We start from the raw sequence: 13,154 nt of genomic DNA on the forward strand, positions 1-13,154 counted from the left end.
CACCGGCGTCGGCATCGACGAGGCCCTGCTGGCGGCCGCCGAGAACCTGGAGTTGTTCGCGTGCGCGTTCGCCGGCACCGGCCACCTCCCGATGGACGAACTCGACGCCCGCGGCGTCACCGTCACGAACGCCGGCGGCATCCACGCGCCCGGCATCGCCGAGCAGGCAATCGGCCAGATGCTCACGTTCGCGCGGAACCTCCACGAGGGCGTTCGGCGCAAGCAGAACCGCGAGTGGCGCCACTTCAAGGCGCGCGAACTCACGGACTCGACGGTCACTGTCGTCGGCCTGGGGTCCATCGGCCGGGCGGTCACCCAGCGCCTGCAGGGGTTCGACGTGGACACCATCGGCGTCCGGTACACGCCCGAGAAGGGCGGCCCGACCGACGAGGTCATCGGGTTCGACGAGGAGCCGTTCCACGACGCGCTCGCCCGCACCGACTACCTCGTCGTCGCGTGCCCGCTCACGGACCTCACGCGGGGGCTGATCGACGCCGACGCCATCGCGACGCTGCCGCCGCACGCCGTCGTCGTCAACACCGCACGGGGACCGATTCTGGACACCGACGCCGTCGTGACCGCGCTCCAGACGGAGGGCCTTCGCGGCGTCGCCCTCGACGTCACCGACCCGGAACCGCTCCCCGAGGACCACGTCCTCTGGACGCTGGAGAACGCGCTCATCACGCCACACACCGGGGGCCACACCCCGAAGCACTGGGACCGCCTCGCGGACATCCTCGCCGACAACTACGAGGCGCTGGACAGCGGCGGGGACCTGGAGAACGTCGTACTCGCACCGTAGAACGGACGCGGGGCGCAATTCGAACTGCTGCACGGCGCTGCCGGACAGCCTACACCACGAAGAGGTCGCGGTCGAAGTCCGCCAGCGTCTCCGCGCCGTTGTTCGTCACGCGGAACGTCTCGCTGATCTCGACGCCGAAGTCGTCGAACCAGATGCCGGGAATCATGTGGAACGTCATGTTCTCCTCGAGCACCGTCTCGTCGCCGGGCCGCAGGCTCGCGGTGTGCTCGCCCCAGTCCGGCGGGTAGCCGATGCCCGTCGAGTAGCCGAGCCGCGAGTCCTTCTCGATGCCGTGTTTGGCGATGCTCTCGCTCCAGACGGCCTCGACTTCAGCGGCGGTGACGCCCGGCCGCACGAAGTCGAGGGCGTCCTGCAGGCCCTCCATGACGACCTCGGCGGTCTCGGCCATCTCGGGGTCCGGGTCGCCGACAGTGAGCGTGCGCGCCATCGGGCAGTGGTAGCGGTGCTTGCAGCCGGCGAGTTCCACGATGACGGGGTCGCCGGCCTCGAACTCGCGGTCGGACCACGACAGGTGCGGCGTGCCGGTGTAGTCGCCCGACGGCATCAGCGGGACGATAGCCGGGTAGTCGCCGCCGAACTCCTCAGTCCCCCCGATGAGGCCGTCGTAGATGGCGGCCGCGGCGTCGGACTCCCGGACGCCCTCGCCGATGGTGTCGACGGCCGCCTGCATCCCCGTCTCGGCGAGCTCGGCGGCCTGCTCCATGTACGCGATTTCGGCGTCCGTCTTCTTCAGGCGCACCCAGTTCACCAGCAGCGTCGCGTCCTGGACGTCGGCGTCCGGGAGCTGGTCGGTGAGGCGGGCGTGGGACTTGGCGGTGTAGTAGTAGGCGTCCATCTCCACGCCGAGCGTCCGGTCGTCGTAGCCGTACTCCGCGACGACGCCCGCGACGAAGTCCATCGGGTGCTTGTCGTGGGGGGACTGGACGTAGTCGTCCGTGTAGCACAGGACGTTGTCGTCGTCCATCCACGTCGTCACTTCCGCGGACTTGGCGTCCATCTCGCGACCCACCCACACCGGGTCGTGGTCGAGGGTGACGAGGACGCCCTGGTGGACGTAGAACGACCACGACTCGTAGCCCGTGAGGTAGTTCATGTTCGCGGGGTCGGTCACGAGCAGGGCGTCGAGGCCCGCTTCGCGCATCCGCTCTCGGGTCCGGTCGACGCGGCGCTCGTACTCCCTGCTCTGGAAGGGGGCGAGTTCGCTCATCTCACTCCCATCCTCGTGGACAGTTCGCATAAACCTTGCGCGCCGACGGTCAGTTTCTGACTACGGACGTACTGGTTCCTGTGAACAAGCTATTTGTGGATGTGCCCCTTTGACGGTGACATGGCCGGACCGCCGATCCACGAACTCCACTACGCACAGGAACCGTCCGTCGACGAGGTCCCGGGACCGAACTCCCAGCGCCTCCTCGAGAAGCAGTCGAACGTCGACAGCAGCGCCGTCGCGTACCCGAACAACATCCCGCTGGCGTTCGAGGAGGGGAAGGGCGCGACCCTCAAGGACGCCGACGGGAACGTCTTCCTGGACTTCTTCGCGGGCATCGGCGTCTACAACGTCGGACACGCCAACCCCTACGTTAACGAGGGCGTCCACGAGCAGATCGACAAACTCACGCACACTGTCGACTTCCCGACGGAGCCGCGCCTCGATCTCATCGAGAAGCTCGACGACATCGCGCCCGGCAGCCTCTCCGGGAACAGCCGCGTGGTCTTCGGCGGGCCGACCGGCAGTGACGCCGTCGAGGCGTCGATCAAGCTCGCGAAGTACAACACGGGCGGCAACGGCCTGCTCGCGTTCCGGAACTCCTACCACGGCGCCACGTCGGGCGCGATGAGCATCACGTCCAACAAGAAGTTCAAGAAGCCGTACGCGCCGCTGCTCGCGGATGTCGTGCACGCGCCGTTCCCCTACCCCTTCCAGGAGGGCCGGGACCCGGAGGCGTCCGTCGAGCACGCGCTCGACGAAGTACAGGCCATCATCGAACAGCCCTACGGGGGGCTCGCGGACCCGGCGGGCATCTTCGTGGAGCCGATTCAGGGCGAGGGCGGCGTCGTCACGCCCCCGGAGGGGTTCCTCCAGGGGCTGCGCGACATCGCCGACGACAACGACCTGCCGCTGGTCTTCGACGAGATCCAGGTCGGCATGGGCCGCACCGGCGAGTGGTGGGGCTCTCAGCACTACGACGTGACGCCGGACGTGATGACGATGGCGAAGGCGCTCGGCGGGAACGGCCAGCCGCTGTCCGCCACGCTCTACAAGGAAGAACTGGACTCCTGGGGGCCCGGCGACCACGCCGGCACGTACCGCGGTCACGTCCCCGCGATGGTCGGCGGCCTGCGCGCCATCGAGTACATCGAGTCCCACGACCTGCTGGACCACGCCACCGCGGTCGGCGAGCAGATCCGCAGCCGGCTCCGGGACGCCGCCGAGGACGACCCCGGGCTCGGCGAGGTCCGCGGGAAGGGACTGTTCGTCGGCGCGGAGTTCGTCGACGAAGCCGGCGACCCCGACAAGGACCGCGTGGAAGCCATCCAGCAGTACTGCTACGAACACGGCGTCCTGGTCTGGACGGCCGGCCAGTACAGCAACGTCGTGCGCCTGCTCCCGCCGCTCGTGCTCACCGAACGCCAGGCCGAGGTCGGCACGGAGGTCATCGCGGACGCAATCGCGGCGACGGCCGACGACGCGCATGCCTGACGCCGACCGCCTGACCTCGCTCCGCCGGGACCTCCACCGGTTCCCCGAACCCGCGTGGCGGGAGTTCCGCACGACCTGCCGCCTCGTCGACGAACTCGAGGCGGTGGGCGTGGACGACCTCCACGTCGGCCGCGACGCGATGGACCCGGACGAGCGGATGGCGGTCCCGGACGACGCCGACCTCGCGGAGTGGTTCGAGCGAGCGCGGGACGCCGACGTCGACGAGTCCGTGCTCTCGCAGCTGGCGGGCGGGTACACCGGCGTCGTCGCGCGCCTCGACTGCGGTGACGGCCCGCACGTGGGCCTGCGCGTCGACATCGACGGCCTGCTCATCGAGGAGTCCACGGCCGACGACCACACTCCCGAACGCGGGGGGTTCCGCTCCGAGTACGCGGAATCGATGCACGCCTGCGGCCACGACGGCCACATGACCATCGGCGTCGGCGTCATCGAGGCCGTCCAGGCCAGCGACTTCGCCGGCACGCTTACCGTGTTCTTCCAGCCAGCGGAAGAGGCGTCAGGTGGCGGGAAGCCGATGGCTGAAAGCGAACACGTCGAGGGCATCGACTACCTCTTCGCGGTCCACCTCGGCCTCGGCCACCCGACCGGCGAGGTGGTCGGCGGCATCCGGAAGCCGCTGGCGATGTGCCACGTCGACGCGACGTTCCACGGCGAGTCCGCGCACGCCGGGAAAGCGCCCAACGAGGGCCGCAACGCCATCCAGGCGCTGACCACGGCCGTCCAGAACGCGTACGGGATCCCCCGGCACGCCGACGGCATGACCCGCGTGAACGTCGGGAAAATCGACGGCGGTACGGCGAGCAACGTCATCGCAGAGCGCGCACACGCACTCGCCGAGGCCCGGGGCGAGACGACTGAACTGATGGCGTACGCCCGCGACGAACTGCGTCGCGTCTTCGAGTCGGCCGCCGAGATGCACGACTGCACCGTCGACTTCGACGTCGTCAGCGAGTCGCCGCGCGCGGACAGCGACCCCGACCTCGCGGCGCTGGTCGCGGAGACCGCCGACCGCGACGAGCGCGTGGACAGCGTCCTGCAGCACGCCGATTTCGGCGCCAGCGAGGACGCCACGTTCCTGATGGAGGCCGTCCAGGCGCAGGGCGGCCTCGCCACGTACGCCATCGTCGGCACCGACCACCCGACCGCCCACCACACGCCGACGTTCGACGTCGACGAGCGCTCGCTCCCCATCGCCGTCGACGTCCTCGCGTCGTCAATCGAGCGCGTCGCGACCGACGAACCGTAGGCCTCCTCGGGTCGCCGCCCGGACCGCTCTCGCGGGTTGGGGTAGCGAACGCTTATCTGCGCTCCGGCGGTCGGTAACGTATGTTCGACGCCGACCACGTCCGTGTGCTCGCCGACGTTCTGGGGGTGTCCATCGACGACTCCGACGCCGACGCCGCGGCGTTCGACGTCCCCGGTGACTACGGCGCGCTCCCGGCAGTCGACGCCGAGGCGGACCGGACGCCGACCGACGTGACCGTCGACCCCGGCCTCGCCGCCGACGAGTTCAACGCCTTCGTGTCGACGTTCTCGCTGGCGGACAGCGACGCGGCGGCGGGAGGGCACGCGCTCTCCGGGCTGGACGTCGCCGTGAAGGACAACGTCGCGGTCGCTGGCGTCCCGCTGACCGCGGGCGCTGACGCGTTCGCGGACGCCACGCCGGTGCGGCACGCGCCCGTCGTTTCGCGCCTGCTGGACGCCGGGGCGACGCTCACCGGGGAAGACGAACATGGACGAACTCGCGTACGGCCCCACGGGCGAGACGGGCGGGTTCGGGCCGACGCGAAACCCCAGGCAGGACGCCCACGTCGCGGGCGGGTCCTCGGCTGGGAGTGGCGCCGCCGTCGCCGCGGATCACGTGGACGCGGCGCTGGGCACCGACACGGGCGGGAGCGTCCGCATTCCGGCCTCCTTCTGCGGGGTCGTCGGATACAAGCCCTCGTTCGGAGCGGTGCCGCGGGCGGGCGTCGTCCCGCTGGCGCCGTCGCTGGACCAGGTCGGCGTCCTCGCGACGTCAGTCACGGACGCCGCCCGAGTTGGCGACGTAATCGCCGGCCCGCACAGTAATGACCCGGTAACGCTGGGTCGCTCGACCGGCGACCTCGAACGCGCCGTCCGCGAACCGCCGGCTGTCGAGGACTGCTCGTTCGGCCTCCGCGGAGGAGTTCCTCGGGCCCCACGTCGACCCCGCGGTCCGCGGCAGCGTGGAGCGCGCCGTCGACGCGCTGGCCGACGCCGGCGCGAGCGTCGACATCGCGAATCGGACCGTCGAGACGGCCGAAGCGGTCGCTGCGGACGTCGGGACAGCGGCGTCCGCGCACGCACTGGACGACCTCTCCGGACTGCTCGCCGGGGCGGACGTCCTGGTGAACGCGACGAGCGTCGGCATGGAGGAGGACCGGTCGCCGGTCCCGGCGGACGCGCTCCACGGGGATCTCGCGGTCCTCGATGCGGTGTACTCGCCGCTCCGGACGAAACTGCTGCGGGACGCCGACGTCGCGGGCGCGACCACCATCGACGGCGCGTGGATGTTGCTGTTCCAGGGCGTCGCGGCGTTCGAACTGTGGACGGGCCACGACGCCCCGGTTCCCTCGATGAACGACGCGCTCCGCGACCGCCTCTGAATCAGGCACGGCTTTAAGTACGGGCGGGGGATATAACTCGACAATGGGACTGCTCTCGAAACTCAAGTCGCTGCTCGGCATGGAGGAGGAGAGCCGAACTGCGGGCAGTGGCGTCGACGTGACGGTGGAACGAGACCCGTCCGCCGAGTCCGAGCGTGCTGTCAAGGAACCGACGGGACAGGACGAGACCGCGGCCGCCGACGAATCTGAGACTGTAGCAGACGAATCTGAAGCCGCGGGCGTCGCGGAAACGACCGACGAGGCCGACGCTGAAGCGGAAGCCGAAGCCGAAGCCGAGGCGGAAACCGAAGCCGAAGCCGAAGCCGAGGCGGAAACCGAAGCCGAAGCCGAGGCGGAAACCGAAGCCGAAGCCGAGGCGGAAACCGAAGCCGAAACCGAAGCCGAAGCCGAAACCGAAGCCGAATCCGAAGGAGAAGGCGAAACCGAAGTTGCGGGGGACGTTGACGAACCCGTTGCGACGGAGACGGACGCGTCGGCGTCGACGGAGTCTTTGGTCGACGAGGACCACACTGACGACCCGACGCGCGCCGCCGAACCCGCCGAGGCGGCCGGCGCGGGCGACGAGACCGTCGAACAGTCGTCCGACGGCGACCCCGTCAGCGACGTCAAGGGCATCGGTCCGGCGTACGCCGGCCGTCTCAGCGACGCGGGCGTGGAGACGGTCGCGGAGCTCGCGGCCGCCGACCCAGAGGAACTCGCCGACCAGACGGACCTCTCCGCGAAGCGCATCGGCCGCTGGGTCGACAGCGCCCAGGACCACGAGTGATGGCGGACACCGGATTGGGCGTGACGACCACCGGGTCGCCGCCGATGCATGGCTGACGACCCGGCGACGCTACAAACCGACCGCGACGACCTCGTTGGGACTGCCAGCGACGCGTCGGGCGACACGCGGGTCGTCGTGGAGGCCCGACGCGCGGTCCGGGACCCCTTCGACGCGTACCGGTGTGCTCGCGGCGACGACCCCGCTTTCTACTACGAGACCACCGGCGGGAGCGACGGCTGGGGGTACTTCGGCGTGGCGCCCGATACGGTGGTGACAGCCGGTCCTGACGAATCGGGGTCGTTGGACGTGCTAGCCGAACACGTCGGCGACGACGTTCTGCGTGGGGACTGCGACGTTCCCCACCCCGGTGGCTTGTTCGGGTGGCTGTCCTACGACGTCGCCCGCGACCTGGAGGACCTGCCGAGCGACGCGACCGACGACCGGGAACTCCCCCGCATGCAGTTCGGCGTCTACCCGGTGGTGGCTGCCTGGCGGGAGCCGTTCGAGCCCGGCGACCCCCTTCGGTTCGTCGCGAGCGTCCCGCTGGCCCCCCACGAGGACGCCGAGGCAGCGTTCGAAGCGGGGCGCGAGCGCGTGTTGGCCCTGGCCGCCCGAGTGCGGGACGGTGACCAGACGAGTGGCGAACCGCCGGCGAACGGAGCCAGGCAGCGAGCGGTGAGCGACGCGGCCGCTTCGAGAGCGCGTGCGGCCGGGCGGCGTTCGAGGACCGCGTCCGCACTATCAAGGGGGCCGTCAGAGACGGCGAGACGTTCCAGACGAACGTCAGCCAGCGCCTCGAAGCGCCCGCGAGCGTCCACCCGCTCGCGGTGTACGCGGCGCTCCGGGAGACGAACCCCGCGCCCTACTCCGGCCTCGTCGAGTTCCCGGGCGTGGACCTCGTGTCCGCGAGCCCCGAACTCCTGCTGTCGAAGCGCGGCCGCGACCTCGTCACCGAACCGATCGCGGGGACGCGACCCAGGGGCGACACGCTCGACGAGGACGACGAGCTGGAAGCCGAACTGACCAGCGACGAGAAGGAGCGCGCCGAGCACGCGATGCTCGTGGACCTCGAACGCAACGACCTCGGGAAGGTGTCGGCGTACGGCAGCGTCGAGGTCGGGGAGTACCGCCGAGTCGACAGGTACAGCGAAGTGATGCACCTGGTCAGCGAGGTACGGGGGCGACTCCGCGAGGAATGTGATCTCGCTGACGCGATCGCCGCCGTGTTTCCCGGTGGAACTATCACTGGGGCGCCCAAGCCCCGGACGATGGAACTCATCGACGAGGTGGAAGCCACCCGGCGCGGCCCCTACACCGGGAGCATGGCGGCCGTCGGGTTCGACGGCGACGCCACGCTCAACATCGTCATCCGGACGCTCGTCCGGCACTGCGACGAGTACCACCTGCGCGTCGGCGCGGGTGTCGTCCACGACTCCGACCCCGCAGCCGAGTACGAAGAGACCCTGGACAAAGCCCGCGCGCTCGTGACCGCCATCGACGACGCGCTCGAGCAGTCCGGCGAGCAGTTCGCGCTCGAACCGGACCCGGAGGCGGGACAGTGACGCGCGTACTCGTCGTCGACAATTACGACTCGTTCGCGTACAACCTCGTCCAGTACGTGGGCGAGCACGCCGACGTGGTCGTCCGCCGCAACGACGACGTCGACGTCGACGGCATCCGCGACATCGACCCGGACGCAATCGTCGTCTCACCCGGCCCGGGCACGCCCGACGACGCCGGTGTTTCGGTGCCCGTGTTCCGCGACCTCGACTACCCGACGCTGGGCGTCTGCCTCGGCCACCAGGCGCTGTGCGCTGCCAACGGCGCGACTGTCCAGCACGCTCCCACCGTCGTACACGGAAAGCCGTCGACGGTCCGCCACGACGGGCAGGGAATCTTCTCGGGGCTCCCGGACCGCCTCGAAACGGGGCGCTATCACTCGCTCGCCGTCCCGGAGTCCGAACTCCCGGACTCGCTGGTGCCCTCGGCGTGGACCGTCGAGACGGCCGACGACAGTGACGTGGTGATGGCGGTCCGCCACCGCGACCGACCCCACGCAGGCGTCCAGTTCCACCCCGAGAGTATCCTCACGCCGACCGGCAACCGACTGCTCGCCACCTTCCTCGACACATGCTCTACAACGTAAACGGCGACCTCGTCGCCGCCGACGACGCCGCCGTCAGCGTCAGCGACCGCGGGTTCCAGTACGGCGACGCCGCCTTCGAGACGATGCGCGCGTACGGCGGCCAGGTGTTCGCCTGGGCCGCCCACTTCAAGCGCCTCCGGTCGACCTGCAACGCGCTCGGCATCGACCACGGGCTCTCGGAGAGCAAACTCCGCGGGCGCGTCCACGGCACTCTCGCCGCGAACGACCTCGCGGACGCCTACGTCCGCCTCACCGTCTCGCGCGGCGTCCAACCCGGGAAACTCTCCCCCAGCGACGACACCGACCCGACGGTCGTCGTCGTCACCGAATCGCTCCCCCGCGGCGGCGTCGACGGCACCCGCGTCTGGGACGACCCAGCGACCGTGAGGACTGTCGACGTCGAACGCGTCCGCGACGCCGCACTCCCCGCGACCGCGAAGACGCACAACTACCTCAACGGCATCCTCGCGCGCATCGACGCCGGCGACGCCGACGAAGCCATCATGCTCGACGCCCGGGGCCGCGTCACCGAAGGCGCCACCAGCAACGTCTTCTTCGTCGACGACGGCGTCCTCCACACGCCCAGCCTCGACCTCGATGTCCTCCCCGGCGTCACCCGATGGGCCGTCCTCGAACTCGCAGACACCATCGGCATTCCCATCGAAGAAGGCCACTACACACCCCGCGACCTGCGCCACGCCGACGAACTCTTTCTCACCAACACCACGTGGGAAGTCCGCCCCGTCGCGACCTACGACCACGCCACCTACGACACCTGCAAAGTCGGCGCCCGCCTCGCCCGTGCGGTCGCCGAAGAAGTCGAAGAGCGGCACTATTAACCCACTTTCTCCTGCGCTCGGCGGGCTACGCGCGCCTCGCTTGCAAAAACCTGGGGAAAAAGCACTCCTCGTCGTTCGAAAGACGGCAACGCCGTCTTTCGTGATGTCGAAAGGCGCAAAGCGCCTTTCGAACCACTCCCTGCGGTCGCTCGTCGGCCCGCGCTCACGGCTCCGCCGTTCGCGCGGTGAACGCCGTCGCTCGGGTTCTTCGAACCACTCGCTCGCCGATGCTTGTCAGTCGGTTGGATTGAACGTTGCCAGGCATCCTGTCCCCTTCAGATTGCACCGGACCGCTTGACTTTCGAAACGACGGAAACCCAATATCCGTTGGTTTCCGGTAGTCTCAAATCCAGAGGGTAGCTACTCCGCTTTGATGGGAGCCGAGCGCATCGCCGCGGTCGACGAGGTGCCGGCAGACGGGTCGCTACTGTACACCGTTTCCGACGACGGCGAGGAACGCGAAGCCATCCTCCTCCAGCTGTCGGACGGGTCGGTGTCGTCGTTCCTGAACTACTGCATGCACTGGACGGACGTGAAACTCGACACGGGCGACGGCGCGCCGGTCCGCGGCGACGACGTCGTCTGCCGGAAGCACGCCGCGACGTTCGAGAAGGACTCCGGCGTCTGCACGCACGGCCCCTGTGAGGGCGCGCAACTCGATCCCGTGTCAGTTGCGGTCCGGAGTGGCGACGTCTACCTCGACGACACCGACTACGAGTTCGTTCGAGCGGGCGTCGAGGACGACGACCCGGTCGACCGCTCGACGTCGCCCGGCGAACGCCTCGGCTTCTGATCGCGCGCGGCGCTCGCGTCGTCGAGCGGTCAGAGCTCCTCGACGACGAACGCCGGCTCCTCGACGTTCTCGTGTTTGCACTCCGGGCAGCGCGAGGGCACGTTCACGGGGTCGTCGAAGTCGTTGAACCCGCACTCGCGGCACTCCGGGGGCTTCACGAGGAGTTCCTCGTCGGTTCCGTCGAGCGTCTGCGAGAGGTGGCGGACGTGGGTCAGCACCGTGCCGCGCGAGACGCCGAACTCCTCGGCGAGGCCGCTGGGGGTGTCCGGTCGGTCGCGGAGCGTGTCCAGCATTCGTTCGCGGGTGGTCTGGTCGTCCATGCACGTACAGCGACGCTGGATGAAAAAGGACTTATCGGACGCGTGGGACCGTCCGGTATGAAAGCCGTCGTTCTCGCCGGCGGATACGCGACGCGTCTCTGGCCGATTACGAAACACCGCCCGAAGATGTTCCTCCCGGTCGGCGACTCGACAGTGATCGACGAGATCTTCGCGGATCTGGAGGCGGACGACCGCATCGACGAGGTGTACGTGTCCACGAACGAACGGTTCGCGGAGGACTTCCGCGAGTACCTGAGTGACAGCGAGTTCGACAAACCGACGCTCAGCGTCGAAGACACCACGGCGGAAGACGAGAAGTTCGGCGTCATCGGCGCACTCGCGCAACTCGTCGACCGCGAGAACGTCGACGACGACCTGGTCGTGGTCGCGGGTGACAACCTCATCTCCTTCGACATCGCGGAGTTCGTGGACTTCTTCGAACAGAAGGGCGCGCCGACGCTGGCCGCCTACGACGTCGGGAGTCTCGAACGCGCGAAGTCCTACGGGCTCGTGGACCTCGACGGCGACGAGGTCGTGGACTTCCAGGAGAAACCCGAACACCCGAAGAGCACGCTCGTCTCCATCGCGTGCTACGCGTACCCCGAGGAGACGCTCTCGGACCTCGAGACGTACCTCGAGGAGGGCGAGAACCCCGACGAACCCGGCTGGTTCGTGCAGTGGCTGCAGGACCGCCAGGCCGTCCACGCGTTCACGTTCGAGGGGGCGTGGTACGACATCGGGACGCCGGAATCCTACCTGGACGCGGTGCGCTGGAAACTCGACGGCGAGAACCTCGTCAGCGACGACGCAACGATCGAGAACACCACCATCGGTGAGAACGTCCACATCATGGGGAACGCCGAACTCGTCAACTCCAGCGTCGACAACACCGTCGTCTTCCCGGACGCGGTCCTCCACGACTGCGACGTCCGCGATTCCATCATCGACGAGAACACGCGCCTCGAGGGCATCGACTTCTCAGGCGCGCTCATCGGCGCCCACACCACGATCTCGAACGGGAAGTAGGCGTCCGCGGCCCCCGCTGTATTCCTCCCCGCCTAGCAGATCGATTTGGGGTTCACGCCCATCGATTCGAGCGCGTCGACGTACTCCTCGTAGGCGGCGTCGATCGCGCTGACCGCGGCGGCCAGGGCGCGCTCCCGGTCGTCGTCCCCGCTGGTCGCCTCCGCGATGAGGGCCACCGCGGTCTCGGTGTCCGCCTGCGTCTCGGTCTTCAACTCGCGGAACAGGTCGGCGCGGGACTCGTCGGCCTGGTTCACGAAGTAGCTCACGAACTGCGTGAGCGTGCGCTCCGCGACGGCGCCCCGGCCGACCACGCCGCCCGCCCGCTCCACGGTCGATTCACAGTCCCGCAGGAAGTCGTGGACTGCGCCCGGCGCGGCGTCGACGTCCGCTCCGAGTTCGTCGCGGACGCGCTCGTAGTGGTCGCGTTCCCGGCGAGCGAACGATGCGAACGCGTCCTCGGCGTCGCCGGTGGCGTCGGCGGCCCAGTCGTCGAAGACGGCGGCCGCGGCGGCCTCGCTGGCGGCGGCCGTGCGGAGCACTGTCTCGTCGTCCAGGCTGGCGTCGGTGAGCGCGACGAGGCGCTTCGAGGAGCCGAGCCGGTCGAGTTCGGTCTGGCGGTCGGCTTCGACTCGCGCCCGGAAGTCGGCAGCGTCCATGCGAGTCACTTCGGCGCGGGTGGACGTGAGCTTTTGCCCGTTCGGCCCGAAGTGTGGCGCGTGACTCCACCATCCATCTCCGCGCGCGAACTCTACGACCGCATCCGCGAGGGCGCGGTCTCGGTGCTGGACGTCCGGGACCGCGACGAGTTCGACGCGTGGCACGTCGACGGTCCGGGTGTGACCGCTGAACACGTGCCCTACATGGAGTTCGTGTCCGCGCAGGTCACGGGGGATGCAGGGGACCTCGTGCCGGCGGACCTCGATGAGCCGATTGTCGCCGTGTGTACTGACCTCGTCGGGAAGTGCTGGGGGACAGTAGACACGGAGGACGCAAATATCGAGATCGTCGATGAGATGACTTTCGAAGGTGATCCCGATCGGCTACGGCACGTGTTCGAGAACTTGTTCCGCA

General features: G+C 69.1%; 12 protein-coding genes and 4 pseudogenes. 13 read left to right on the forward strand and 3 right to left on the reverse strand.

Going from position 1 to position 13,154, the window contains the following annotated elements:
* Positions 1-802, forward strand: an 802-nt coding sequence (locus GRX66_RS10975; RefSeq protein WP_159526602.1) for an NAD(P)-dependent oxidoreductase, incomplete at its 5' end; no start/stop codon positions are given.
* A gap of 49 nt (positions 803-851) precedes the next feature.
* Here GRX66_RS10975 and GRX66_RS10980 read toward each other — a convergent pair.
* Positions 852-2,030: a M24 family metallopeptidase gene (locus GRX66_RS10980; RefSeq protein WP_159526603.1), complete on the reverse strand. Its 1,179-nt coding sequence runs from the start codon at positions 2,028-2,030 to the stop codon at positions 852-854.
* Positions 2,031-2,150: 120 nt separating this feature from the next.
* On the opposite strand from GRX66_RS10980, the gene GRX66_RS10985 reads away from it, so the two are divergent.
* The 10 genes and pseudogenes from GRX66_RS10985 (at position 2,151) to GRX66_RS11025 (ending at position 10,737) form a co-directional block, all read left to right on the forward strand.
* Entirely contained in the window at positions 2,151-3,524 is a 1,374-nt protein-coding gene (locus GRX66_RS10985) for an aspartate aminotransferase family protein (RefSeq protein ID WP_159526604.1), read from the forward strand.
* Positions 3,517-4,791 (forward strand): amidohydrolase, encoded by a 1,275-nt coding sequence (locus tag GRX66_RS10990; RefSeq protein ID WP_159526605.1) that lies wholly within the window; start codon positions 3,517-3,519, stop codon positions 4,789-4,791. Before GRX66_RS10985 ends, GRX66_RS10990 begins: the two co-directional genes overlap by 8 nt.
* A gap of 80 nt (positions 4,792-4,871) precedes the next feature.
* Positions 4,872-5,252 (forward strand): annotated as a pseudogene (locus tag GRX66_RS20785) (amidase family protein); the annotation flags it as partial.
* Positions 5,253-5,277: 25 nt separating this feature from the next.
* Positions 5,278-5,571 (forward strand): annotated as a pseudogene (locus GRX66_RS20790) (amidase family protein); the annotation flags it as partial.
* Positions 5,572-5,746: 175 nt separating this feature from the next.
* Positions 5,747-6,172 (forward strand): annotated as a pseudogene (locus tag GRX66_RS11000) (shikimate dehydrogenase family protein); the annotation flags it as partial.
* A gap of 43 nt (positions 6,173-6,215) precedes the next feature.
* Positions 6,216-6,959, forward strand: a complete 744-nt coding sequence (locus tag GRX66_RS11005) for a helix-hairpin-helix domain-containing protein (RefSeq protein WP_159526606.1) — start codon at positions 6,216-6,218, stop codon at positions 6,957-6,959.
* A gap of 48 nt (positions 6,960-7,007) precedes the next feature.
* Positions 7,008-8,521 (forward strand): annotated as a pseudogene (gene pabB / locus GRX66_RS11010) (aminodeoxychorismate synthase, component I).
* Positions 8,518-9,105 (forward strand): anthranilate synthase component II, encoded by a 588-nt coding sequence (locus GRX66_RS11015; protein WP_325064067.1) that lies wholly within the window; start codon positions 8,518-8,520, stop codon positions 9,103-9,105. The pseudogene pabB and the gene GRX66_RS11015 overlap by 4 nt, the downstream one beginning before the upstream one ends.
* A complete protein-coding gene (locus tag GRX66_RS11020) occupies positions 9,090-9,944 on the forward strand; it encodes an aminotransferase class IV (protein ID WP_159526607.1) in 855 nt (284 codons plus the stop codon). Before GRX66_RS11015 ends, GRX66_RS11020 begins: the two co-directional genes overlap by 16 nt.
* 373 nt (positions 9,945-10,317) lie before the next feature.
* Positions 10,318-10,737: a Rieske (2Fe-2S) protein gene (locus GRX66_RS11025; RefSeq protein ID WP_159526608.1), complete on the forward strand. Its 420-nt coding sequence runs from the start codon at positions 10,318-10,320 to the stop codon at positions 10,735-10,737.
* A 29-nt stretch (positions 10,738-10,766) separates the two neighbouring features.
* Here GRX66_RS11025 and GRX66_RS11030 read toward each other — a convergent pair whose 3' ends face one another.
* On the reverse strand, positions 10,767-11,057 hold the full coding sequence (locus GRX66_RS11030) for a transcriptional regulator (RefSeq protein WP_159526609.1): 291 nt from the start codon (positions 11,055-11,057) through the stop codon (positions 10,767-10,769).
* A gap of 57 nt (positions 11,058-11,114) precedes the next feature.
* Here GRX66_RS11030 and GRX66_RS11035 point away from each other — a divergent pair, with 57 nt between their 5' ends.
* Complete coding sequence (locus GRX66_RS11035; protein WP_159526610.1) at positions 11,115-12,083, forward strand: sugar phosphate nucleotidyltransferase; 969 nt, start codon at positions 11,115-11,117, stop codon at positions 12,081-12,083.
* 32 nt (positions 12,084-12,115) lie between these two features.
* Here the strand turns inward: GRX66_RS11035 and GRX66_RS11040 are convergent, their stop codons facing one another.
* The gene (locus tag GRX66_RS11040; RefSeq protein WP_159526611.1) at positions 12,116-12,739 is read right to left on the reverse strand and encodes a rubrerythrin family protein; all 624 of its coding nucleotides are present in this window, start codon (positions 12,737-12,739) and stop codon (positions 12,116-12,118) included.
* Between the two features lie 60 nt (positions 12,740-12,799).
* On the opposite strand from GRX66_RS11040, the gene GRX66_RS19525 reads away from it, so the two are divergent.
* Positions 12,800-13,154, forward strand: a 355-nt coding sequence (locus GRX66_RS19525) for a rhodanese-like domain-containing protein (protein WP_201292991.1), incomplete at its 3' end; no start/stop codon positions are given.

The organism is Halobacterium bonnevillei (genome assembly GCF_009831555.1).
Classification (GTDB): domain Archaea; phylum Halobacteriota; class Halobacteria; order Halobacteriales; family Halobacteriaceae; genus Halobacterium; species Halobacterium bonnevillei.